Below are 25,103 nucleotides of genomic sequence, written 5' to 3' on the forward strand. Positions count from 1 at the left end.
ATTCAGCATATGAAATTTAATTTTGTCCATTTTTTGTTGTTACAACTAAACTAGACGGTAAAATAAAACTAAACACCGATCCCTTACCCAATTGACTTGCAATATTTAATTGGGAATGGTGGTGTATTAATGCATGTTTAACAATAGCCAATCCTAATCCGCTACCGCCCCCCATTCGGCGTGAACGCGATTTTTCTGCGCGATAAAAACGTTCCGTTAAACGCGGCAAATGCGCTAAAGCAATGCCCGGTCCATTATCGCGAATAGAAAAAAGTGCTCCCTGCTTAATATGTTGCCAACAAATGTGAATGGATGTTCCAACTGGTGTATGGTTAATCGCATTATAAATAAGATTTGAAATAGCACTTCTCAGCTGCTCTTCGTTACCATAAACTTGCAATTTTTTATCCACATCAAAAATAATTTCATGCTTTGCCAGGCTTAAATTCATTACATCCTGTTTTATTATGTTTAGCATTGCCGGAATATTGACCTGTTCATTCAAATTAATATGCGGTGCTATTTCAATGCGGGAAAGCTGGAGTAATTGTTTAATCAGATTATCCATGCGTGCCACTTGTTCACGCATTGAGTGTAAGGCTTTTTTGTTAGTCGAATGACTATCGGTTTGCTCATCCATAATTTCCAGGTAACCTTGCAAAACGGTCAACGGTGTATGTAATTCATGATTAACATTAGCAAAAAATTCGCCACGTAATTTTTCTAATTTCTCCTTTTCCGTTATGTCTCTTGCAACCATCAATAATTGCTCATCAACATAAGACATAATTTGAAATTCAACCATCGCACCGTTATTTAACGCTATCGTAAATGGCACGGAATAGTCGGCCACAATAAAATAGCGGTTAAAATCAGGATAACGCAGTAAATTGAAAATAGATTGTCCGCTATCTTCCGGCCAACGAAAACCTAATAAATATTCAGCTAAACGATTACACCAAACAATATTACCTTCTGCGGTCATAATAATTACAGCATCAGGTAAAGATTCTGCGCCACTACGAAACCGCCTAATAATCTGAACCAATTCACGCCGGCGTTTACGATTACGTTGTTGTAACTGATAAATACCATAAAAAATCGGCTCCCAAACACCTTTTCCAGTGGGTGGCAGTAAACGGCGTTCAAGCCAAAGCCAATCGGATAATTTCAGTAAATGATAACTATGCCAACATAAAGCCTCTAATAGTGAAATCACGAGCAGCCAAGAAAGATGACCAATAAAAAGTGATAATCCACATGCCGGTAAACAGAATAAAACCAGAACAACCACTAATTTTTTCCACGACAAACGTTCAAGCACGTCGACTTTTCCTTATAAACAGCAATCAATAACGGACAGAGAAACGGTAGCCTGTACCTCGAACGGTCTGGATCATTTTTTCATGGCCACCTACCGCAAGTGCTTTACGTAAACGACGAATATGCACATCGACTGTACGATCCTCGATATAAACATTTACACCCCAAACATAATTTAATAATTGCTCACGGTTATAGACTCGTTCTGGATGAGTCATAAAAAAATACAATAATTTATATTCTGTCGGTCCCATTTCTATCGACGTTGCATCGCTCATTACCCTATGAGACGCCGGATCTAACTTCAATCCGTTCATTTCAATAACATTGTCGCTAGCCATAGCAGAAACACGGCGTAAAATTGCGTTTACCCTAGCAATCAGCTCTTTCGGTGAAAAAGGTTTAGTAAGATAATCATCTGCCCCAATTTCTAACCCTCGCACCCGATCTTCTTCTTCTCCCCTTGCGGTTAACATCATAATCGGAATATTTCGGGTTAGTTGATCGCGTTTCATATGCGCAATGAGCTGGATACCCGAACCACCTGGGATCATCCAATCTAGCAAGATGAGTGCAGGATAAGGCTCTATAAGCTGCGCGATTGCTGAATCATAATCATCAGCCTCAACGGTTTGGAATCCATTCTGTTCTAATACAAAGCAAACCATCTCACGAATCGCGGTTTCATCTTCGACGACCAGAATACGTCTTACCATGATTGATCCTATCATTATTTCATTATCAAATTAGTCGGTACTATTATTTCATATTTATGACCATTTAATGAAATATTGTCGCCAATTTTGTTAAGTTACAAATTTTTAGACTTAAGATGAGAACTGATATGTAATTCACAAAATTAATTAATAACTGAATTTTTGAACTATATGATTAAATTTTTTATCTATGATTTTTTATCAGTCCGTTTATAGTTATCAATAACCTGTCTGCATACAATTAATTCATGACCTTATTAATATAAGGAGAATATAATGCCAAACAAATTTATTGAAATGATGAAAGAAAGAAGAACTATTTATAATATAGATAGCTCATTACCTATCTCTCAAGAAAAACTTATCACATTAGTTAAAGAAGCCGTCAAAGAAGCGCCTTCTTCATTTAATTCTCAAACATCGCGTGGGGTTATTCTATTTGGCGATGAACATAAAAAACTGTGGCACAATATTACCAAAGAAACACTAAAAGAAATTGTTGCTAAAGAGATTTTTACTACGACAGAGAAAAAAATCGATAGCTTTGCTGCCGGCGCTGGTACGATTTTATTTTTTGAAGAACAAAATGTTATCAAAGAATTACAGCAAAAATTTCCACTTTATGCCGATAATTTTCCGGTTTGGTCTGAACAAAGTAGCGGGATGGCACAATATGCGGTTTGGGCTAGCCTGGCACAAGAAAAGGTGGGCGCATCACTGCAACACTACAATCCCCTTATTGATGAAAAAGTGCATGCTAGTTGGAAGATCCCAAGCTCGTGGAAATTACGCGCTCAATTAGTCTTTGGTGCAATTAAACAACAGGCCAATGAAAAAACCTATATTAACGATGACATTCGCTTCAAAGTCTTTGGTGAAAATTGATTCAACTTGCGGCAAAATTTATTTTGTCCAATAGTTAAACTATGAGTAAGCTGGCATTAGCGTAGCAAAATGCAATACGTTTTTGTGCCTTTCTTATACCAACAAGGCATAAATTAATAAGATAAAGTTTACCAAATATCTTGATGTTAGCCATTGAAGCGAACATAAAAAATAACAGCCAAAATGGCTGTTGTTATTATATTTTTACCTTTATGTAATAGACTAAATCGCTACAATCCATAAGGGTGAATATTTATAGGGATGGTTAGAAAAAGAAGCGCAAACCTGTTTCAACCAAAAACCAATTATCTTTTTCGTAAGCTTGATTCTTACTATGAAGGTGGTTATATGCCATTTCCATATATAAAAGTAATTGCTTACTTTTCATTACTGCAAAGTCTTTATCTACACCTAATGTATAAGTCTGCTTTGTATAATCAAAGGTTCTTTTATCGCCCGCTCTTAGTCCATAACCGGCATATAAACCTGTATCAGATTCAGGCCAGTGCCATTTTGCACCAATACTGTAGAGATGAGCCGACCATTTCCCTGTCACCGATGTTGGCGTCAGTGTTTTTCCAGCGACTACAACATTCGTTGATTGTAATCGACCATAATCGATCCCAATTGAAACAGTTTTATCAGGAAAAATATATTTGACACCCAATGCAAACATATTGTCTTGCGGTTTTTTTCCTGTTTGATTTTTTTCACCCACCGCTTCGGCCCAACCTGTTGCCAGTTCGAAACCTAAAGCGTTCTGATAAAAAATACCCAATGAATAAGCATGAAGAATATCACTGTGATCACGCTCAGCACTACCTTCTGAGGGTCTAGAATAACTGCCTGCAAACTTAACGCCTTTAAATAAAGGGGTTTCTAAGTAAATAGTATGGGGCAAACGTAGGGTAAAAATATCCTGTCCAGTACCACGATAGATAGTATTACCATTTTCTTGCTTTACATAACCGGAGGATATACCGGTATTACGACTCAATACATCAGCAAAATAGAGCACACCTGTATTGTTATAACCTAAATTAGATTTAGCAACCGAATCAATAGGAACATAAGTACGGCCAAGTTGAACTTTTCCATACTCTGCATGGGAAATACCAACATAACCAACTCGATTATAGAGTTGAAATTGGCTGTTAGGATTATTACTATTCGACTTTTGCGTATCTAAACCTAATTCAATATTACCAAATACTTTAACTTCATGAGGTAATTTATGCTCAGCAAATAAACCAATACGGCTACCATCATCGCCAATAATGGCTTTATTCTTTTCAGTATCCCAACTATTTATTAATCTAATCTGCCCATAAATATCAAAACGTGTATATTGATCATCATAAATACTTGTTGCCTGTGTAATCTCTGCTAAAGATATAGTAGCAATAAATGTTATGATGGGTTTTAATTTTCTTGCCATAAAAACACCCAGTAATTTATGCTAAACAAAATAATTGAAAAATATTAATTCCAAATAATAAAATAAATTCCCTTGCTTTAAGGTAATTAGAAAATTATAATGAAATGATAAATAGAAATAATTTTATAAAATGAATAAAATTATTTATTAAAAATCAACCTCCTCAAAAATTACAAAACAAGCCTATAAAATCAGCAAGTTAATAATAAATTAAATTTAAGCATACAATAAAAAAATTATTTTCATGGCAAAAATAATCTCATTTTTATATTCTATTTCTTGCTATAGAATCCTCTAGGAAATTTTATTTAATAATTTAATAAAAAAATAAGATATTATTTATAGTGTTTTTTAATTGATTATTAAAATCAGCAGCTAACAATAAAACGTTTATTAAAAAATAATGAATGACAGAATATTTACCTATATTTTAAAATTAATTTTCCATGGAAAAAAATGATAATTTAAGATAAAAATGACATATGTAAAATGGATAAAATCTACTAAAACTGACTCAATCAGTAAAAATAGCGATTGAAAACTAGGGCCGCAGGATATGATCCGTTATTATATCCCCGATTTTTTGAATTAGGAATAACGAGGAAGCCTTGAAATGTGGTTTAAAAATTTAATGATCTACCGTTTAAATCGGGAATTCACATTATCCGTAGATGAGCTTGAAAAACAACTTGCCACACTGGCTTATCGCCCATGCACAAGCCAAGATATCATGAAAATAGGCTGGACCTCACCGATGGGATCGCTTGGTGAAACTTTAATCCATACGGCGAATAATCATATCCTGCTTTGTGCCAAAAAAGAAGAAAAGATCCTGCCAGCACAGGTTATCAAACAAGAATTAGAAGCTAAAATTAAAAAGCTGGAAACCTCTCAAGCGCGAAAACTGAAAAAAAGCGAAAAAGATCCATTGAAAGATGAAGTGCTTCATACACTTTTACCCAGAGCTTTTAGCAAAATCAGTCATACTTATATCTGGTTAGATATAATCAATAATCTAATTATCGTAGATGCCGCAAGCACTAAACGCGCTGAAGATAATCTGGCATTTTTACGTAAAACATTAGGCTCGCTTCCCGTTGTACCTTTAAGTTATCAAAAACCAATCGAATTAACTTTAACGGAGTGGGTACGCTCGGGCAAAGCTGCTAATGGATTTAGTTTACTGGATGAAGCGGAATTAAAAGCCCCCATTGAAGAAGATGGCGTGATTCGTTGTAAAAAACAAGATTTACTCTGTGATGAAATTATCGCCCTTATTGAAGCTAAAAAACGAGTAACAAAGTTAGCATTAGAATGGGAAGAGCGTATTCAATTTATTCTTTTGGACGACGGAACAATTAAAAGACTAAAATTTAGTGATCTGATAAAAGAACAAAATGACGATATTGATAAAACAGATTTTGCCCAACGCTTTGATGCCGATTATATCTTGATGACAAACGAAATTAGTGCCCTGATAAAATCCCTAATTGATGTTTTAGGTGCTGAAACTAACATTTAATTAGCTTGACTTGGTAATATGATCAAACCATTCAGAATGGCGATTTTTAATCGCCAGCTTTATTTTATCGGCTAGATAAATTTACCCTCTCCCCCAGACTGGAATGATATATAAATCCATATTTCTATCCTTCTGCTTGTCTAAATGAAGAAAATATAATTATTAGTAATAACTTATATTTTTTATTACAAAATTTTTTAAACTATAATTTATGGTTCATCATAATTAGATTAGTTTTATCACTAAAAATTTATAGCAATAGCAGTTTCAGTTATATTCAACTAAGAATTGGATTAAAATCAATAAGAAAAAAATTAAGAAGCAAAAATAAATTTTATTATTTACTAAATAGATAATTGAAATATCGATTTTTATATGAGAAATACTGAATAGACTAAAAAAAACGTTATCTTAGCTAGATAACGTTAATATTACTGTAGTTAAATATTATTAATATACTTTGCTGTATGTAGTTATTGAAAAATCAGCCCATTAAAAATACTAAAATTGCTTTAAATCATAGCCAGATGAGAAAATAACTATGTTTATTAGATATAATTTCATTGCAGACATAACTATATTAATTATCCAAATGATTTATAAATACAGTTATTCTACTCAATAGTAATTATCTACAATATTAATAACACATTATCTAATATTTAGCATAATTATGCTATAATTAAACTCTATTTTGATGCAAGTATTTTTTGTTAAATTATTTTGTAAACTCACAACCAAATTAAATTACCTTAATTTTTGTAGGTGATTATAGCTTACATTAAACTCATTATACTTAAATATATTCACCATGTTCATATAAATTATAAATGGAAGTCGACCATTTAGATGAATAAAAAACTTACGAACACTTACGCCTAACTTAATAGTTAAAAAAATGAAATTAATAACCAGAAATCATGTGAAATATAAATATAAGTTTTTTATTATTATATTTTAATTTCATGTGATAGCTTATTATTTTGTAATATTAACAAATTTGAAATCATGAATTGTATTATTTGATAACAATACTATTAATATGGTTATTAAATATAAAAAATATTACACTATTGATTTATTACTAATGTAATTGAATCGAAACTGGGTATTTAATTACCCAGTTTTGACAATATTAGCAATACACTATTTTGTACTCTGTGACATCTCCATGCCAACTAATCCCACTTTAAGGTAACCAGATTTACGTAATAAGTTCATTACATCCATAATCCTTTCATAATTTACTGTTTTATCTGCTTGAAAAAAAATAGTGGTTTCTTTATTGTTTGTACCGGTTATCTGATCCAATGCTGATGCCAATTGTTCCTGCGAGACATTTTGCTCTCCAACATACATTAGACCATTAGCTTTCACAGTTAAAAATAACGGTTTTTCCGGTCTAGGTTGAGGTTTAGCTGTAGAAGCCGGTAAATTAACTTTAATATCAACTGTCGCTAAAGGTGACGCAACCATGAAAATAATTAGTAAAACCAGCATTACATCAATAAATGGTGTAACATTAATTTCATGCATTTCACCATTATCATTTAAATCATCGTTTAAACGGATCGCCATAAGCACTTACCTTTTTTTATTACTATCAGCTAAATCCAAATCTCTACCTAATAATACCGTAGCCTGAGCAGCTACATCGCCCAGTTGACCTCGATAAGTATTAATCATGCGCGCAAATAAATTATAGATAACCACTGCTGGTATCGCGGCTACCAGCCCTATTGCCGTGGCTAACAAAGCTTCTGCTATGCCAGGCGCAACAACAGCTAAATTAGTCGTTTGAGAGTGGGCTATACCAATAAAGCTATTCATAATTCCCCAGACTGTACCAAATAAACCAATGAAGGGGGAAATTGCCCCTATCGTTGCTAAATAACCATTACCTCGCCCCATGTAACGACTAATTGAAGCAACAGCTCTTTCAAGGCGAAAACTGGCACGATCTTTGGTTCCATTTAAATCATGACTACCGGCTGATAATGTTTTTTCCGCCACAACTTCATCATATAATTTTCGAGTAACACTATTTTTTTTAAATGTTGCAGCAATTCCTATCGCATCATCAAGTGATTTTACTTTAGATAATTTTTGCTGTTCTTTTTGTAGCTGTCGATATGCTCCAATCATTTCAATGCCTTTTGAGAAAAACAGAGCCCAAGTAATGATTGAAGCAACAATTAATCCTAGCATGACTGCTTTCACAACCATGTCAGCATGCTGATACATACTCCAAATCGAAAGATCTTGATCAAATCCTCGTTGTGCAGTTAATAAATTAGGTTCCTGTTGTAGCGCCGCTAAATTTTTTTCAGTGGCAAAATCTTTCTCACTTGCTTGCACTTCATTAGCTGAAGTCGTTGGAAGTGAATTTGCAATGGATATATCTTGCTGATTAGGTATATTAACAGGCAGAGACTGCTCAGACAGGTCTGCCAGATTTGTCTCGGCGAATGTTATATTTATCAAACTTATTGCCAATAAAATAGAAGCTATCAATTTACGCATCAGTTGGCTATCACTCTTCTGTTATTTAACGCGATCTTTTAGCTGATCATATCCTATGCCAGCTAGTCTATTCGTAGTAAATCTTTTTTTACCACACTTACATTATGTAAAACTTACTGATCATACCAGACATTAAATCATTTGATAGTAATTATCATTACTATTTGATGAATTTTTTATTTATTTACTTGTTATCAATAAGTTTGCTGCAATTTGACTTGTTCTAATAACAAGTGGCCACAACAGACATTTCCCATTTTTAATATTCTTTTCTCTGAGATAGACACTTTTTATTCAACTTGCTTTTATACTAAACGCGTGAATAAATTCAACATAATCCAGCTTTTTAAGGTAAACTGGCAACTATATCGGTTCTTCATTGGTTGTTATTAACAGGGTAAGCTATGCAAGTTCTCAATGAAATCGTGATGGCAATTTGGCATCATGATTTTACTAAACTAATTAATCCCGATATTTTATGGATTATTTATGCAGTACTTTTTACCATTATCGTATTAGAAAATGGTATTCTTCCTGCAGCATTTCTGCCAGGAGATACGCTACTTATTCTTTCCGGTGCTTTAATTGCAAAAGGTGTTCTTTCCTTTATTCCGACAATTATTATTTTAACTGTTGCCGCTAGCCTAGGTTGCTGGTTAGGTTTTTTACAGGGGCGATGGCTTAGCGATACGAATATAATAAAACAATGGTTAAAACAGATCCCACAAGAGTATTACGATCGTGCAAACCGATTATTCAATAACCAAGGCTTATATGCGCTTTTGATCGGTCGTTTTTTAGCTTTTGTTCGCACACTATTGCCGGTTTTAGCCGGACTTTCGACCTTAAACCACCGCCGCTTTCAATTATTCAATTGGCTTAGCGGCCTATTATGGATTGGGATCATTGTTTCTCTAGGTTACTCAATAAATCAAATTCCTTTTATCAAACGCCACGAAAATATTGTCATGAATATTTTAATATTCTTACCTATACTGCTTCTCATTAGCGGATTCATCGGCTCACTTGTCGTATATTGGAAACATAAAAAAAACAAATAAATATCATGGGTTTTATTAAAGCATAATAAGAAAATGGCCCTTCGAGTAGGGCCATTGCAAATAGCGAGTAATCGTTAATGTCGGATCATTTTATGCATCTCTTGGACAGAGATTACCTGCTCTGTAGGATCAGCATTGAGGGAAATCGCTGTCGCAAAGCCGCCATTAATAGTGGTATCATAATTTACTTTATATTGTAATGCGCTACGACGAATAAGCTTCGAATCTTCTATTGCACGACGACCTGCGGTTGTATTGACAATATAACTGTATTCACCATTTTTTATTCTATCCTGAATATGAGGGCGCCCCTCATGAACTTTATTAACTAAACGCGGGTTAATTCCTGCCTCACCCAATACAATTGCCGTGCCATGAGTTGCATCTAACTCAAAACCATGCTCAATTAATTTAGCCGCTAAATCAACCACCTTGGCTTTATCATTTTCTCTTACAGAGAGTAATGCCCGCCCGGATTTTTTCATCGTAGAAGAACAACCAAACATGGCTTTAGCAAATGCTTCGGCAAAAGTACGACCTATACCCATAACTTCACCGGTAGAACGCATTTCTGGTCCCAAAATAGGATCAACACCAGGGAATTTATTAAATGGCAATACGACTTCTTTAACCGAATAGTAAGGTGGAATAATTTCTTTGGTTACACCCTGTTTCTCTAAAGATTGTCCGACCATGACGCGAGCGGCTACTTTTGCCAGTGCTATGCCTGTTGCTTTTGATACAAAAGGCACTGTACGTGCAGCACGCGGATTTACTTCGATTAAATAAACTTCATTATCTTTAACGGCAAATTGCACATTCACTAATCCTCGAACACGTAGTTCAAAGGCCAGCTTTTTTACCTGCTCACGCATGACATTCTGTATATTCTGACTCAAGGTATAAGGTGGCAAGGAACAGGCAGAATCACCGGAGTGAACGCCAGCTTGTTCAATATGCTCCATAATACCACCAATTAAAACGGTTTCCCCATCACAGATAGCATCGACATCAACCTCAATGGCATCATCCAGAAAATGATCGAGTAAAACTGGCGCATCATTGGAAACACTCACCGCGGTCTGAAAGTACCGTCGTAAGTCAGTTTCATCGTAGACAATCTCCATTGCCCGACCACCTAAAACATAAGAAGGACGTACAACTAAGGGGTAACCAATACTATGAGCCTTTTCTATCGCCTGTTCAATAGTGGTAACCGTGGCGTTTTCTGGTTGTTTCAGTCCTAAACGGGCCACTGCTTGTTGAAAACGCTCACGATCTTCAGCTCGATCAATCGCATCTGGGCTAGTGCCAATAATAGGAACGCCCGCTTCTTCTAAAGCAAGCGCTAATTTTAATGGTGTCTGGCCACCATACTGCACAATGACACCTTCAGGCTGTTCAATCCTAACTATTTCTAATACATCTTCTAATGTTACTGGTTCAAAATAGAGACGATCAGAAGTATCATAATCGGTAGAAACTGTTTCTGGATTACAGTTTACCATTATTGTTTGATAGCCATCTTCACGTAACGCCAACGCAGCATGAACACAACAATAATCAAATTCAATGCCTTGACCGATGCGGTTAGGTCCACCACCTAGTACCATAATCTTAGATTGAGTATTGTCAGGATTGGCTTCACATTCATCTTCATAAGTGGAATAGAGATAAGCGGTATCTGTAGCAAATTCTGCCGCACAAGTATCAACTCGTTTAAAAACAGGATGCAGTTTATATTTATGCCGTAATTTACGAATTTCAGCTTCAGAAACACCGACTAATTTAGCTAAACGAATATCCGCAAAACCTTTTCGTTTCAATCGCCGCAAAAACCCCGCTGACAATCCATTAATGCCAAACTCAGTAACCTTCTCCTCTAAACGAACCAGTTCTTCAATCTGTACCAAGAACCAACGATCGATATTAGTTAGATTAAACACACCATCCACCGACATTCCTGCGCGAAATGCATCGGCTATATACCAGATACGTTCAGCACCAGCGTCTTTCAATTCACGACGAATTTTGGTTAACGAGTCGAATTCATCTAAATCTACTTTTGGATCAAAACCCGTTGCGGCGACTTCTAATCCACGCAATGCTTTTTGCATAGATTCTTGAAAAGTTCGCCCAATAGCCATTACCTCACCAACAGATTTCATCTGAGTTGTCAGACGATCATTACTACCCGGGAATTTTTCAAAGTTAAAACGCGGGATCTTAGTCACGACATAATCAATAGAAGGTTCAAAAGAAGCGGGTGTGCGTCCTCCGGTAATATCATTCATTAATTCATCAAGCGTATAACCTACCGCAAGTTTTGCGGCAACCTTAGCAATAGGAAAACCGGTTGCTTTAGATGCTAAGGCCGAAGAACGTGATACCCGGGGATTCATTTCAATAACAATTAAGCGACCAGTTTTAGGATTTACGGCAAATTGAACATTTGAACCACCGGTTTCTACACCAATTTCTCGCAACACAGCCATCGATGCATTGCGCATAATTTGATATTCTTTATCGGTTAATGTTTGAGCAGGCGCGACAGTGATAGAATCTCCCGTATGAATCCCCATCGCATCGACATTTTCGATAGAACATATGATGATACAATTATCATTCTTATCACGAACCACTTCCATTTCATACTCTTTCCAACCAATCAACGATTCATCTATCAATAATTCATTGGTCGGTGAAAGATCTAAACCGGTCAGACAAATATCTTCAAACTCTTCACGGTTATAAGCAATACCGCCGCCCGAACCGCCCATAGTAAATGAAGGACGAATAATACAGGGGAAGCCTACTTTCTCTACCACCTCTAGCGCTTCTTCTAGGGAATGGGCAATTCCTGAACGTGCAGTTTCAAGGCCGATTTTCTTCATTGCTTTATCAAACCGTTGACGATCTTCTGCCTTATCAATGGCATCGGCCGTTGCGCCAATCATGGTAACTGCAAATTCGTTTAATACCCCTTTACGCTCTAATTCTAAAGCACAGTTTAAAGCTGTTTGTCCACCCATTGTAGGTAAAATCGCATCAGGACGCTCTTTTTCAATAATTTTGCGTACCACTTCCCACTGAATCGGCTCAATATAAGTAGCATCTGCGAGTTCGGGATCTGTCATAATTGTCGCTGGATTGGAATTGACTAAAATAACGCGATAACCCTCTTCACGGAGTGCTTTACATGCTTGTGCTCCAGAGTAATCAAATTCACAAGCTTGGCCAATAACAATAGGACCCGCACCTAAAATCAGGATACTTTTAATATCTGTACGCTTTGCCATTTTTTGCTCCTGATTAATCAACTTGAGTAGCTAAATTTATTTGACGATACTTTTTAATCAATTCAATAAAATAATCGAATAGGGGTTCTGCATCTTTAGGGCCAGGACTTGCTTCAGGATGTCCTTGAAATCCAAATGCAGGTTTATCGGTACGATGTATTCCTTGTAGACTGCCATCAAATAGCGATTTATGAGTAACTCGCAATTTGTCAGATAATGTTGCTTCATCAACCGCAAAACCGTGATTTTGTGCAGTAATCATGACACGATTATTAATTAAATCTTTTACTGGATGGTTACCACCATGATGGCCAAATTTCATTTTAACGGTATCTGCTCCACTGGCTAATGCCAGTAATTGATGACCTAAACAAATACCAAAAACAGGGATCTCTGTGGTTAAAAACTGTTTGATTGCGTTTATTGCATAATCACAAGCGGCGGGATCACCCGGACCATTAGAAAGAAAGATGCCATCAGGTGCCATTTTTAATACTTCATCAGCCGGTGTGGTTGCTGGCACAACCGTCAAATAACAACCGCGATCAACGAGTAAGCGTAAAATATTTTGTTTAACACCAAAATCATAAGCAACGACATGATAAGGCAGTTGCTCCCGCGCCTTAGTAGCCGATAATCCATCGGCTGCCAGATGCCAACTCTGCTGCTGCCAGGCATAAACGTCTTTGGTGGTGACTTCTTTAGCTAAATCCAGCCCTGTTATACCACCAAATGATTTAATTTTTTCTAATGCCAAATGGACATCTAAATTATCGCCAGTAATAATACAGCCGTTCTGAGCGCCTTTTTCCCTTAATAACCGTGTAAGCTTACGTGTATCAATATCAGCAATGGCGACTGTTTTATGGCGCTTTAAATAATCAGATAAACTCTCTTTGCCACGAAAATTACTGTAAATTAATGATAAATCACATATCACTAGCCCTTGAGCATGAATGATGGCAGACTCTTCATCATCAGGATTGATGCCTGTGTTTCCGATATGGGGATAAGTGAGTGTAACAATTTGGCGGGAGTAGGAAGGATCAGTGAGAATTTCTTGATATCCAGTTATTGATGTATTAAAAACAACTTCTCCAACAACAATTCCTTCAGCCCCAATGGAATGACCATGAAACTGGGTTCCGTCTTCCAGAACCAATATAGCTGGCTTAATCAAAATACCCTCCAAAAGAATAAAAAATTATATATTTAGCATATTTATTCATGCGTAAGCCAATAAATTCGTGCCAAAATGGACTTTATGCAAATTTTTGGCAAATTGCGCGCAATCTAATGATGAGAAGAGTGATTGTCTAGTAAAAAATAATTTTTTGTTATTTTTTTAGCTAATTTATAATAAAAAATCAATGTAACTAGTAAAATGATAGTTTATCTTAGCAAGATAATCGATTGCACTACAAGATAATTGTAAAAGTGGGGTTTAAATAAATTTCATTATAATAAATGCGCAAAAATTCATCTATTATCAATAAAATTTTTATTTAAAATGACAAAAATCATAGCCATCAAATAAAAAACATAATAAAACTAAAAATAAATACGAAATCCCAAAATAATTATAATTTATCAAAGCAATAGATAAATAAGAATTTAAATATTTTCTAAATCTAATACATCTTTCATGCTATATAAGCCACTATTTTTCCCTTTTAGCCATAAACAAGCCTTAACAGCGCCATTTGCAAACGTCATGCGACTTGTTGCTTTATGAGTTATCTCTATTCTTTCACCAATATCAGCAAAAATTGCTGTATGCTCTCCAACAATATCACCAGCTCTAATCGTTGCAAAACCAATGCTGTTATTTTCTCTTTCACCTGTAATTCCTTGGCGACTATAAACTGCACAGTTTTTTAAATCACGGCCAATTGTCTTAGCAATAACATCACCCATTGCTAAGGCGGTTCCTGAGGGTGCATCGACTTTATGCCTGTGATGAGCTTCAATAATTTCAATATCACTATATTCGCCCATCACTTTTGCTGCTTTTTCTAATAACTTCAACACCAGATTAACGCCGACACTAAAATTTGCCGCTAATACAATAGGGATCGTTTTCGCCGTTTCGTCAATCGACTTTCGTTCAGTTTCATTAAAACCCGTCGTGCCAATAATCATCGCTTTGGCATATTTTTTACAAACAGACAGGTAATATTGCGTACCTTCGGGACGGGTAAAATCGATCAAAATATCAAATTTATCTAAAACATTAATCAAATCATCACTGACTATAACATTTAAACGGCCAATACCGACTAACTCACCGGCATCAGTACCTACTATGCTTGAGCCTTTTCTTTCTAACACCGCCCCTAGAGTAACACCATCCTGTTGTGAAACTGCTTTGATTAGTTCACGTCCCATGCGACCACCAGCACCAACGATAGCAACACGAATATCTGAATTAGTCATGTTTTTCTCTCTTGATTAAAAAAACAGATTAAATATCTTGAGTTCAATAAGGTTAACACTCATCCTAGTAAGCATCAGTGACAAAAAAAGCCATTAGAGTTGGCTTAATGAGTAAATAAATTGCTGCACTAAAAAATTAATTTAATAAAATACCAAAACAGCAATTATTATATTTCCTTGATTTCAACACGCAGCTCTTTTGGCACTTCAAAAACAATATTTTCTTCATGACCAGCAAGTTCGATCATTTCACTGGCACCTAAAACTTTTAAGCGTTCAATAACCTGGCGAACAAGAATATCTGGTGCAGAAGCGCCAGCAGTAAGACCAATAATCTGCATGTTTTCCAGCCAATCTTCTTGAATATCATCAGCAGAGTCAATTAGGTAACCAGGTTTGCCGGCTCTTTGCGCCAGTTCAGCAAGACGATTGGAATTAGAAGAATTTTTAGAGCCAACAACCAGTACAATATCAGCCTTATTGGCCAACTCACGTGCCGCTTCTTGACGATTGGTGGTTGCATAACAGATATCATCTTTACGTGGCCCGATAATATTTGGAAAACGCGTATTTAGTGCATCTATAACATGAGCAGTATCATCAACTGATAAAGTAGTCTGCGTCATAAAACAGAGGTTATTTTCATCTTTTACTTGTAACTTCCAAACATCCTCCGGCGATTCAACGAGATACATACCACCCGCCGGGTTATTATATTGTCCCATTGTACCTTCTACTTCAGGGTGTCCAACATGACCAATTAAAATGGCTTCTTTACCTTTACGACTAGCACGCGCCACTTCCATGTGTACTTTAGTCACCAACGGACAAGTTGCATCAAATAACATGGTCAGATGTCGTTGCTTAGCTTCCCGCCGAATTGCTTGAGAAACACCATGAGCAGAAAAGATCAAAATAGCCCCATCAGGCACTTCAGTAATTTGTTCAATAAAAATCGCGCCGCGCCGACGTAAATTGTCAACCACATAACGATTATGGACGACTTCATGACGAACATAAATCGGAGCACCATAAAGCGCCAGTGCACGATCAACAATACTAATTGCCCGATCAACACCTGCACAAAAACCTCTCGGGTTAGCCAGCAATATTTGCATTTGATCCCTCCCATTTCGGGTCAATTTCCAACACTTCAATGTTAAAAATGATGTCCTGAGCCGCTAACGGGTGATTAAAATCAACGGTGATAGACTCTTCCGTGACTGCGGTTACGATCCCTGGCATTTCACTGCCGTTTATCGCGGTAAATAATATGATGGCACCAACTTCAGGCATCCCGATCTGAATAAAATCTTTTGGCATAAAGTATTGGATCATATCCGGGTTTGATTTACCAAATACATCCTCTCCGCCTAAAGTAAACGTTTTTTTCTCACCCTCACTTAAACCAACTAATTGTTTTTCCAGTGCGAGCGAGAGGCTTTTATCGCCAAGGCGAAAAAGTGCCGGTTTATCCTGATCATAGGTTGAATCAGCAATTGAACCATCCTTAAGTTTCATCGTGAAATGCAGCAACACGGCACTATCTGCTTGTACTAACCTTAACATGACAATAAAAACCTACTGTTAAAAATAAATCAACCTGTTATCAGCGTAAACAAACGATGCACTAAGATGCACTCGCTTTCTTATCTGTATTGATGCAGCTGTCGAGAATAATGAGTGCCGCACCAACGCAAATCGCCATATCAGCAATGTTAAATGTTGGCCAATGCCAGTCGCCGACATAAAAATCAATAAAATCAACTACAAAGCCATGGACTAAACGATCACACAAATTCCCTAATGCTCCACCAATAACCAATGCATAAGCGATATTGCTCAATTTTTTGTTCACGCTTTGACGATACATCATCACGATAAGCACCACACAAATGACAATCGCCACAAAGGCAAAAAACCAGCGCTGCCACCCTCCTTTATCAGCTAAAAAACTAAATGCTGCACCAGGGTTTTGAGCATAAGCCAAATTGAAATAAGGCATTAACGGTATCGACTCATATAATTGAAAATGATTCAAAATGAGTTGCTTACTACTAAGATCAACAATTAATATCACAACCGTTAACCATAACCAGCGTAAGCCAGTAGAGCAAATAGGATTTTTCATTAGGCAAACTTACGTATTTCACCGTTACCGGCTACATTAGTAACACAGCGGCCGCATAATTCTGCATATTCCGCCTCCCGACCAATATCCGTTGCATAATGCCAACAACGAGGACATTTATCGCCTTCCGCCTGCTGGAAAGCAATTTTTAATCCACTCAGTTCACTATCCTGTGCTTGAACTGGGGCTTGGATAATATCAATGACTTTAGCTTGTGAGGTTAATAATACAAAACGTAACTCATCACCTAAACGATTAAGTATTTCAGCCAGTTCGGTATCTACATATAAAGTCACGGTAGCCTCCAACGAGCTACGGATCAGTTTGTCTGCACGCGCTTGTTCAAGAACTTTATTAACCTCACTACGGATAATTAATAGTTCATTCCAAAATTCATCATTAAGTGCTTCATTATCATCCAAGCCAAACAAACCATCATAATATTCCTCAGTAAAGACATATTTGCCATGTTTACCAGGCAATTGCTGCCAAATTTCATCGGCAGTAAAAGAAAGGATTGGCGCAATCCAGCGTACCAATGCCTCTATGATATGGAATAAGGCTGTCTGGCAACTACGCCGCGCCAAACTATCACTTTTTGCTGTATATTGACGATCTTTTATTATATCTAAATAGAAAGAGCCCATTTCAACTGAACAAAACTGCATTAATCGCTGAGCAACTGCGTGAAAATCATAATTAGCATAATGCATCATGATTTCCGTTTGAGCAGCTTTAGCCCGCCCAACTGCCCAGCGATCTAATACTACCATTTGTTCTGGTTTAACTTGATGCAAAGCCGGATCAAAACCGTTCAAATTGGCTAATAAGAAACGTGCTGTATTACGAATACGCCGATAGCTATCGGCAGAACGTTTTAAAATCTCACTAGAAACAGCAATTTCACTGGTGTAATCGGTTGAAGCCACCCATAGCCTTAGAATATCAGCACCTAAATCATTCATGACATCTTGTGGGCTAATGGTATTCCCCAAGGATTTTGACATCTTACGGCCTTGTCCATCAACCGTAAAACCATGGGTTAATACTTCTCGGTAAGGCGCTTTACCTTTCATCGCCGTTGACAGCATTAGAGACGACATAAACCAACCACGATGCTGATCTGAACCTTCCAAATATAAATCCGCAGAATGGCCTTTAAATTCAGGGCGAACATCAACAACAGCATAATGGGTAGAACCAGAATCAAACCAGACATCAAGCGTATCGGGGACTTTAACATAATCAGCTGCATCACTTCCTAATAAGGCAATAGGATCCAGATCCCACCACGCCTGAATACCCGATTTTTCAACAAGTCTAGCGACTTGTTCAATCAGCTCTAACGTACGTGGATGTAATTTTTCTGTCTGCTTATGCACAAATAATGCCATTGGCATACCCCAAGTGCGCTGACGAGAAATACACCAATCTGGGCGATTTGCCACCATAGATTCAATTCGGCTTTGTCCCCACTCAGGGATCCATTTAACACCTTTGATCTCTTTTAGTGATTGTTCACGTAAACCATTTTTTTCCATACTTATAAACCACTGAGGGGTTGCACGAAAAATAACTGGGGTCTTATGTCGCCAGCAACAAGGATAACTATGCTGTAACATTTCTTTATGTAGCAGTGCACCTTTTGCCGCTAAAAGTTCGATAATTAACTCATTTGCTTTAAATACAAAAACCCCATCCAAGCCAGGATAAGTATCAGGTAAATAACAACCATTTGGGCCGACAGGATTCGCTATTTCAAGTTTATATTTCTGTCCAACAATATAATCCTCAGGGCCATGGCCTGGTGCAGTATGTACAAGCCCGGTACCCGCATCTAAAGTAACGTGATCACCTAAAATAACAGGCACATCGAAATTCATGAAGGGATGATGAAAGCGCAGTGATTCCAATTGAGAACCATTACATTGTGCGACAATTTGCCACTCTGTTGCTGCAATACGTTGCATTACCGTTTCAACCAACGATTTTGCCAAAATTAAGCATTCATCATTATTAACTTTGACTAATTGATATTCTAAATCAGCGTTAACCGCAATCGCGCGATTAGCCGGCAATGTCCAAGGTGTTGTCGTCCAGATCACGGCCGAAACCGGTAAAATTGTCGATTTTACACCAAATTTATCATAAACGGCTTTGGCATCCATAGCGCTAAAGCGTACATCAATGGAAGGCGATGATTTATCATAATATTCAACTTCCGCTTCCGCTAAGGAAGAACCGCAAGCCGTACACCAATGAACCGGTTTAGCACCTTTTACTAAATGGCCATTTTCAATCACTTTACCTAACGCGCGAATAATATTGGCTTCAGTATTAAAATCCATGGTTAAATAAGGCTGCTCCCAGTTACCAAGCACGCCCATTCTAATAAAATCAGCTTTCTGGCCTTCAATTTGTTCTTTAGCATATTTGCGGCATTCTTCACGAAATTCAGCAGCAGAAACCTTATCACCGGGTTTACCAATAATCTGTTCAACCTTATGTTCAATCGGCAAACCATGGCAATCCCAGCCAGGAATATAGGGTGAATCAAACCCCGCAAATCCTTTAGATTTAATGATAATATCTTTGAGAATTTTATTAACTGAGTGACCAATATGAAGACTACCGTTAGCATAAGGAGGACCATCATGCAGTATAAACACCGGTTTGCCTGTTTTGGCTTGGCGAATAGCTTGGTACAAACCGTCTTTATACCAACGGGCTAACATTTGTGGTTCTCGTTTAGCGAGATCACCACGCATAGGAAACCCTGTTTCCGGTAAATTCAGGGTATTTTTATAGTCACTCATTTAGATTCTCAGTTCCACTTTTCTGCTAAATATCTTAATTATGACGACTGGAAGAATTGCCTCGCAGCCATTATATCCTCACCGATTTGCTGTCTTAATTCATCAATAGAAGCAAACCGCTGCTCATCGCGTAATTTTTTACGCAACACAACGTCAATATGACGTCCATATATATCCATGCGCCTATCTATCAAATGCACTTCAATTTGCCTATCTCCCCCATTCACTGTTGGGCGGGTACCAATATTTGCTACTGCCGGCAATGGATGGTCGGCTAAACCATATACTTCTACCACATAAACGCCTTTGACAGGCATAACTAAACAGTTAAATGGTATATTTGCTGTTGGAAAACCGATCTTACTACCAAGCTGGCTACCATGAACCACTCGACCACTTAATCGATAGGGGTGTCCCATAAGATTCTCAGCAAGCGTAAGATTATCACTTAATAGTGCTTGCCGGACAGCGGTACTGCTAACTCGCTGTCCGGCATCACAAAAACTTTCGGTATTGGCGACTTCAAAACCATATTGTTCCCCGGCTGCACGGAGATATTTAAAATCTCCCTGCCTATCTTTGCCAAAGCGAAAATCATCACCGATCGCCAAAAATTTAACCCCTAATTTTTCCACCAGTAATTGTGAAACAAAAGCTTGCGGTGACAATGAAGCAAATGGGGGATTAAATTTAACACACAGTAAATAATCAACACCATATTCGCTAAAGTATTTTATCTTATCACGTAAACGCGTTAAACGTGCTGGTGCATTTGCACCCAAAAAAAATTCCAATGGTTGAGGCTCAAAAATCATTACCATCGTTGGCAGTCCGAGACGCTGACCTTGTTGTTTTAAATGTTTCAACAACGCCTGATGTCCTCGATGAACAGCATCAAAATTGCCAATAGTCAACACACAACCATGATGATATGCGCGAATATTATGTATACCACGTACTAACTTCATAATCGGCTCAATATAATAAAAATTGCTGGATTATACCGCTTACTACCTTCAAGGTTAAGTCACCATTTGATTAATATTTATAACAAAGATAATAAATTGTTGTTTGTCGGCAAGAAAAATAGTTAATTTACCCACTTTGCCGCAATTTCATCCCCTTTTTCACATTTAAAACTGTATTCTCACTCAGTAAACTGATAAAATCATAGGTCATCACAACAGATTGCATTGCAGTACACGATGCTTATTTACACAAATTCATTGACAAATGAGGGCTAAAAAGGCATATTCCTCGGCCTTTAGTGTGTCCTTGATAGAATAAATATTTGGGAGTTGGACCTTGGCTAATATCAAATCAGCTAAGAAACGCGCCATACAATCAGAGAAACGCCGTCAGCATAATGCTAGCCGTCGTTCTATGGTGCGTACTTTTATCAAAAAAGTTTATGCCGCTATCGCTACCGGCGATAAAGAAGCAGCACAAAAAGCATTTAACGACATGCAACCTATTGTTGATCGCTATGCTAGCAAAGGCTTGATCCACAAAAATAAAGCTGCACGTCATAAAGCAAATTTAGTGGCACAAATCAAATCAATGTAAGTTATTTTGATTTTGCTAAAAAACCGGCTTTAGCCGGTTTTTTTATTACTATTGAAAATGATTATTATGGTTTATAAAAGGTTTGATCAAATAAACCAGAAAAATCTTTATTACAGACACGTTGTACTGCTGGATGCTGGATCATACGTTCAGCAAAAATAACATAATATTCTTCTTTCACTTTATCCATATGACCAATTTCAACCACTTCATTATCTGAAAAAATTTCATTAGCGTATAATGATGGTGCGACAAATATTGCATTATGATACATACCAAATGCTTTCATCAAGGCAGCATCATCGAACTCACCCAAAATTTCTATCTGCAGATTATTATTCTGGATCCAAGAAAGTAGATGACGACCTAGCATAGAACGTCGACCAGGGATCAATAATCGCCGCTCTTCTAAACAAAGTGGAAAAGGTTTTTTCGGTATTGGTTTGCGACAGAAAAAACTAACGCCACATTCACCAAGCTTGACGGAAAATAACCCTTCTTGTTGTGATGAATCAACCGGACAATCAGATAAGATCATGTCTAACTTATGTTGACTCAATTGTTCTAATAAAAGCTCATGGGTCGATTCAAAACAACGTAAATGGATCTGCTCATGCTCAACGATAGCTGTTTCAAGGACGCGGCTTACCAGCCGTTTAGATAAAGCGTCAGCGACACCGACATCAAATAATAAATTCGATTCACGACTATAATTAACAATATCTAACATTTCCTGGCTTAGCACAAACATTTTATCAGCATAACGAAAAACCAGTTGTCCAAGTTCTGAAGGAACCAGGCCTCTGCCTTGTCTTTTAAATAATTTACCATTCAAACGTTCTTCTAGCGCTTTTATCTGACCTGTTATTGTTGAGGCGTTAAATAAAGTTCTTCAGCGGCGCCAACAACAGATCCCTCTTTACAAACATGCCAGAAGTAATAGAGATGATTAAAATTGAGATGCGACATTCTCATATCGATACCTTTTTGTACCACCGATAACTGTTTATATACGTTATTTTCTGAACATCAGAAGATAAGCGAACCATTTTATTTTACCTAAACAAGATACTCGTGCTACAAATAAAAATATTGTAGCACGAGCACAAAACACTAATTATTTCACGTGAATATAACTTAAAATTAACTTTATCTTGCCTAATTAGCAGTTTTAGCGCTAATTGGATTCTTCGGTAATGCGCAATTCAATAATAATAATCCTAAGATTGCCGCTAGAGTTGAACCGATGAGGATCCCCAGTCGAGCATAAGTACTAAAATTATCTAAACCTTCGAATGCTAAACTAGCAATAAAAATTGACATAGTAAAACCAATACCACAGAGCACTGAAACAGCAAAAATCTGCTTAAGGTTTATTTTGGCCGGCAATTTTGCAACACCTAATTTTAATGCGAGCCAACTAAACAGAAAAATACCCGCTGGTTTGCCAATTAATAAACCTAACGCAACCCCAAGCGGTAGAGAACTAGCAAGATTAGCTAGCGTAACACCACTAAGTTGTAAACCGGCATTAGCAAAAGCAAATAATGGTAAAATTAAATAAGCAACCCAAGGATGTAAAAGATGCTCTAATTGTTCAGAAGGAGAATTATTTTGTTTGCCTTTAAGGGGTATCAAAAAGCCCACAATGACACCCGCTAATGTTGCATGAATACCCGATTTTAAAATACAAACCCATAAGATTATGCCAACAACCAAATAAGCAGATGTATTTTCAATTTTACGCCAATTCATCCATATCAATAACAATAGAGAAAGCGTAGCTAACCCTAATGACATAATAGAAACAGACTTGGTATAAAATAAAGCAATAATGATAATCACGCCAAGATCATCAATAATCGCCAAGGCAAGTAAAAATACTTTTAACTCTGTTGGTACACGTTTACCCAATAGTGCCATAACACCAAGTGCAAATGCAATATCCGTCGCCGCCGGGATAGCCCAACCCTGCCGGGCAATTTCATCATTAGCATTAAAAAATAGATATACTAAAGCAGGTAACAGCATACCACCTACCGCAGCAACAGCAGGGAATATCGCTTTATCACGACCGGCTAACGAGCCCTCAATCAGTTCTCGTTTAACTTCAAGACCTACAACCAAAAAGAAAATGGCCATTAGGCCATCGTTTATCCATAATAAAAAAGGTTTATCAATATTTAATGCGCTGATTTTAACCGCAACAGGAATATTAAGAAATTGCTGATAAATAGCTTGCAATGGGGTATTTGCCATAATCAAAGCTAAGACGGCAGCAATAATTAACAGCACCCCACTTGCTGCTTCTAACTTTAAAAATTGTCGTATAATTGCTGTCATTACTATAACCTCAGTGTTAATTAACGAAATTAATTTTACGCTAATACATACAATTCGGAAAATCATTTTTTTAAGCTTAAATAACACAGTTATACCGAGTAATTACTAACAATATAGACGCTATTTTACTGGTTAGCTGTTTAAGACACACTTAACATTGAAAAATGATTAGTTAATCTTGGTGCTAAAAAAAATAGGGAATAAAGACCCGATGAGTTTATTTTTGATAAAATCCCACGATATAGCCAAAAGTTGCGTCGTTTTTTGGCTTAATTTTTGCCAAAAACTGGGAGTGTTTTCTCGCAATGAACCTGATTTATCTCGTATTTCTAATTTTTGCTGAGATTGTTCTGCCGCTTTATTCAACATACCCCCTCCACCTTGTGCTATTTCCTTTTTTTTCTCTCCTTCCTCTGGACATAATTCCAATATTTCTTCTGCTGTTTCTGTCCTGCTTTCAACGAATGTTAACTCTGACGTTTTTGTTTTATTTTTCATAGCTGATTCATCTACATAACTTATAGTTATAAATTTATTAAAACATTTTATAATTTCTTTGTTTATTTTATCTTCATCTGTCATGTCAACAATCTTATTGCTACATTCTTTTACATAACTAAAGTCCTTATCATTCTCATGCTTACTTGAAAATTTTAAATCAATTACATTTATAATATTTTCACCTATTTGTAATCGTATATTATCTAATTTATCTAAATTATCTAAATTTTTTATCTCTTTTATACAATCAAAAAGACAACAACCAAACTTTTGTAAGTTAACTTTATTTATTTTCTCCACCGCATTCCAAGTATATTTATGAGTTAAAATTGCCTCTAATCCTTCAGCGGAAAATGAACAATACTTTCCCGCTGCTATCTCGAATGTCTCGCTAATTTTAATATTTGCTTTACTATTATTTGCTATAGATTTCAAACTATTAAGCAATTCTTTTTTAAAATATTGCTGGCAATTTTGTTCAGTGATAACTGATTTGTTAAAAGGAAATGAGTTTTTTATTCTTATAGCTAACGATTCTGCCAT

Annotated in this window: 19 protein-coding genes and 1 pseudogene; 4 read left to right on the forward strand and 16 right to left on the reverse strand. The window is 36.7% G+C overall.

The features are described 5' to 3' along the window. Positions 1 to 16 precede the first annotated feature (16 nt). Both phoR and phoB read right to left on the reverse strand, forming a co-directional pair. Entirely contained in the window at positions 17 to 1,324 is a 1,308-nt protein-coding gene (gene phoR / locus ArsFIN_RS16270; protein WP_026821445.1) for a phosphate regulon sensor histidine kinase PhoR, read from the reverse strand. 25 nt (positions 1,325 to 1,349) lie between these two features. After that, on the reverse strand, positions 1,350 to 2,039 hold the full coding sequence (phoB, locus tag ArsFIN_RS16275; RefSeq protein WP_026821444.1) for a phosphate regulon transcriptional regulator PhoB: 690 nt from the start codon (positions 2,037 to 2,039) through the stop codon (positions 1,350 to 1,352). Positions 2,040 to 2,315: 276 nt separating this feature from the next. Here phoB and ArsFIN_RS16280 point away from each other — a divergent pair, with 276 nt between their 5' ends. Then, positions 2,316 to 2,924, forward strand: coding sequence for a nitroreductase family protein (locus ArsFIN_RS16280; RefSeq protein WP_026821443.1), 609 nt, complete (start codon positions 2,316 to 2,318; stop codon positions 2,922 to 2,924). Positions 2,925 to 3,189: 265 nt separating this feature from the next. On the opposite strand, the gene ArsFIN_RS16285 is transcribed toward ArsFIN_RS16280, so the two are convergent. Further along, positions 3,190 to 4,362, reverse strand: coding sequence for a porin (locus tag ArsFIN_RS16285; RefSeq protein WP_051296897.1), 1,173 nt, complete (start codon positions 4,360 to 4,362; stop codon positions 3,190 to 3,192). A 613-nt stretch (positions 4,363 to 4,975) separates the two neighbouring features. On the opposite strand from ArsFIN_RS16285, the gene rdgC reads away from it, so the two are divergent. Next, a complete protein-coding gene (rdgC, locus tag ArsFIN_RS16290) occupies positions 4,976 to 5,884 on the forward strand; it encodes a recombination-associated protein RdgC (protein WP_135678001.1) in 909 nt (302 codons plus the stop codon). 1,146 nt (positions 5,885 to 7,030) lie between these two features. Here rdgC and exbD read toward each other — a convergent pair. Together exbD and exbB are read right to left on the reverse strand one after the other, a co-directional pair. Beyond that, positions 7,031 to 7,462, reverse strand: a complete 432-nt coding sequence (exbD, locus tag ArsFIN_RS16295) for a TonB system transport protein ExbD (protein WP_026821440.1) — start codon at positions 7,460 to 7,462, stop codon at positions 7,031 to 7,033. A gap of 6 nt (positions 7,463 to 7,468) precedes the next feature. Next, on the reverse strand, positions 7,469 to 8,407 hold the full coding sequence (gene exbB, locus ArsFIN_RS16300; RefSeq protein WP_034249135.1) for a tonB-system energizer ExbB: 939 nt from the start codon (positions 8,405 to 8,407) through the stop codon (positions 7,469 to 7,471). A 404-nt stretch (positions 8,408 to 8,811) separates the two neighbouring features. Between exbB and ArsFIN_RS16305 the strand changes: the two genes are divergently transcribed. Further along, complete coding sequence (locus tag ArsFIN_RS16305) at positions 8,812 to 9,468, forward strand: DedA family protein (RefSeq protein ID WP_026821438.1); 657 nt, start codon at positions 8,812 to 8,814, stop codon at positions 9,466 to 9,468. Positions 9,469 to 9,542: 74 nt separating this feature from the next. Here the strand turns inward: ArsFIN_RS16305 and carB are convergent, their stop codons facing one another. From carB to ribF, 8 genes are all read right to left on the reverse strand, one after another. Continuing rightward, the gene (carB, locus tag ArsFIN_RS16310) at positions 9,543 to 12,767 is read right to left on the reverse strand and encodes a carbamoyl-phosphate synthase large subunit (RefSeq protein ID WP_026821437.1); all 3,225 of its coding nucleotides are present in this window, start codon (positions 12,765 to 12,767) and stop codon (positions 9,543 to 9,545) included. Positions 12,768 to 12,780: 13 nt separating this feature from the next. Beyond that, the gene (gene carA / locus ArsFIN_RS16315) at positions 12,781 to 13,947 is read right to left on the reverse strand and encodes a glutamine-hydrolyzing carbamoyl-phosphate synthase small subunit (protein ID WP_026821436.1); all 1,167 of its coding nucleotides are present in this window, start codon (positions 13,945 to 13,947) and stop codon (positions 12,781 to 12,783) included. A 434-nt stretch (positions 13,948 to 14,381) separates the two neighbouring features. Continuing rightward, positions 14,382 to 15,203 (reverse strand): 4-hydroxy-tetrahydrodipicolinate reductase, encoded by an 822-nt coding sequence (gene dapB / locus ArsFIN_RS16320; protein WP_026821435.1) that lies wholly within the window; start codon positions 15,201 to 15,203, stop codon positions 14,382 to 14,384. Between the two features lie 167 nt (positions 15,204 to 15,370). Next, positions 15,371 to 16,321, reverse strand: coding sequence for a 4-hydroxy-3-methylbut-2-enyl diphosphate reductase (gene ispH, locus ArsFIN_RS16325; RefSeq protein WP_026821434.1), 951 nt, complete (start codon positions 16,319 to 16,321; stop codon positions 15,371 to 15,373). Continuing rightward, complete coding sequence (fkpB, locus tag ArsFIN_RS16330) at positions 16,302 to 16,772, reverse strand: FKBP-type peptidyl-prolyl cis-trans isomerase (protein WP_026821433.1); 471 nt, start codon at positions 16,770 to 16,772, stop codon at positions 16,302 to 16,304. Before fkpB ends, ispH begins: the two co-directional genes overlap by 20 nt. Positions 16,773 to 16,833: 61 nt before the next feature. Continuing rightward, positions 16,834 to 17,334, reverse strand: a complete 501-nt coding sequence (gene lspA, locus ArsFIN_RS16335; protein WP_026821432.1) for a signal peptidase II — start codon at positions 17,332 to 17,334, stop codon at positions 16,834 to 16,836. After that, positions 17,334 to 20,150, reverse strand: a complete 2,817-nt coding sequence (gene ileS, locus ArsFIN_RS16340) for an isoleucine--tRNA ligase (protein ID WP_026821431.1) — start codon at positions 20,148 to 20,150, stop codon at positions 17,334 to 17,336. Before ileS ends, lspA begins: the two co-directional genes overlap by 1 nt. A gap of 38 nt (positions 20,151 to 20,188) precedes the next feature. Beyond that, positions 20,189 to 21,118, reverse strand: a complete 930-nt coding sequence (gene ribF, locus ArsFIN_RS16345; RefSeq protein ID WP_026821430.1) for a bifunctional riboflavin kinase/FAD synthetase — start codon at positions 21,116 to 21,118, stop codon at positions 20,189 to 20,191. Between the two features lie 337 nt (positions 21,119 to 21,455). On the opposite strand from ribF, the gene rpsT reads away from it, so the two are divergent. After that, complete coding sequence (gene rpsT / locus ArsFIN_RS16350) at positions 21,456 to 21,716, forward strand: 30S ribosomal protein S20 (protein WP_026821429.1); 261 nt, start codon at positions 21,456 to 21,458, stop codon at positions 21,714 to 21,716. Between the two features lie 64 nt (positions 21,717 to 21,780). Here the strand turns inward: rpsT and nhaR are convergent. From nhaR to ArsFIN_RS16365, 3 genes and pseudogenes are all read right to left on the reverse strand, one after another. Next, a pseudogene (gene nhaR, locus ArsFIN_RS16355) lies at positions 21,781 to 22,691 on the reverse strand (transcriptional activator NhaR). 183 nt (positions 22,692 to 22,874) lie between these two features. After that, complete coding sequence (nhaA, locus tag ArsFIN_RS16360) at positions 22,875 to 24,059, reverse strand: Na+/H+ antiporter NhaA (RefSeq protein WP_026821428.1); 1,185 nt, start codon at positions 24,057 to 24,059, stop codon at positions 22,875 to 22,877. 168 nt (positions 24,060 to 24,227) lie between these two features. After that, positions 24,228 to 25,103 (reverse strand): hypothetical protein, encoded by an 876-nt coding sequence (locus tag ArsFIN_RS16365; protein ID WP_026821427.1) that lies wholly within the window; start codon positions 25,101 to 25,103, stop codon positions 24,228 to 24,230.

Source organism: Arsenophonus nasoniae, from assembly GCF_004768525.1.
Taxonomy (GTDB): Bacteria; Pseudomonadota; Gammaproteobacteria; order Enterobacterales; family Enterobacteriaceae; genus Arsenophonus; species Arsenophonus nasoniae.

Excerpts from the sequence above, each read along its gene's own strand:
- phoB (WP_026821444.1), bottom strand. The coding sequence starts at position 2,039 with ATGGTAAGACGTATTCTGGTCGTCGAAGATGAAACCGCGATTCGTGAG.
- ArsFIN_RS16280 (WP_026821443.1), top strand. The coding sequence starts at position 2,316 with ATGCCAAACAAATTTATTGAAATGATGAAAGAAAGAAGAACTATTTAT.
- ArsFIN_RS16285 (WP_051296897.1), bottom strand. The coding sequence starts at position 4,362 with ATGGCAAGAAAATTAAAACCCATCATAACATTTATTGCTACTATATCT.
- rdgC (WP_135678001.1), top strand. The coding sequence starts at position 4,976 with ATGTGGTTTAAAAATTTAATGATCTACCGTTTAAATCGGGAATTCACA.
- exbD (WP_026821440.1), bottom strand. The coding sequence starts at position 7,462 with ATGGCGATCCGTTTAAACGATGATTTAAATGATAATGGTGAAATGCAT.
- exbB (WP_034249135.1), bottom strand. The coding sequence starts at position 8,407 with ATGCGTAAATTGATAGCTTCTATTTTATTGGCAATAAGTTTGATAAAT.
- ArsFIN_RS16305 (WP_026821438.1), top strand. The coding sequence starts at position 8,812 with ATGCAAGTTCTCAATGAAATCGTGATGGCAATTTGGCATCATGATTTT.
- carB (WP_026821437.1), bottom strand. The coding sequence starts at position 12,767 with ATGGCAAAGCGTACAGATATTAAAAGTATCCTGATTTTAGGTGCGGGT.
- dapB (WP_026821435.1), bottom strand. The coding sequence starts at position 15,203 with ATGACTAATTCAGATATTCGTGTTGCTATCGTTGGTGCTGGTGGTCGC.
- ispH (WP_026821434.1), bottom strand. The coding sequence starts at position 16,321 with ATGCAAATATTGCTGGCTAACCCGAGAGGTTTTTGTGCAGGTGTTGAT.
- fkpB (WP_026821433.1), bottom strand. The coding sequence starts at position 16,772 with ATGTTAAGGTTAGTACAAGCAGATAGTGCCGTGTTGCTGCATTTCACG.
- lspA (WP_026821432.1), bottom strand. The coding sequence starts at position 17,334 with ATGAAAAATCCTATTTGCTCTACTGGCTTACGCTGGTTATGGTTAACG.
- ileS (WP_026821431.1), bottom strand. The coding sequence starts at position 20,150 with ATGAGTGACTATAAAAATACCCTGAATTTACCGGAAACAGGGTTTCCT.
- ribF (WP_026821430.1), bottom strand. The coding sequence starts at position 21,118 with ATGAAGTTAGTACGTGGTATACATAATATTCGCGCATATCATCATGGT.
- nhaA (WP_026821428.1), bottom strand. The coding sequence starts at position 24,059 with ATGACAGCAATTATACGACAATTTTTAAAGTTAGAAGCAGCAAGTGGG.
- ArsFIN_RS16365 (WP_026821427.1), bottom strand. The coding sequence starts at position 25,103 with ATGGCAGAATCGTTAGCTATAAGAATAAAAAACTCATTTCCTTTTAAC.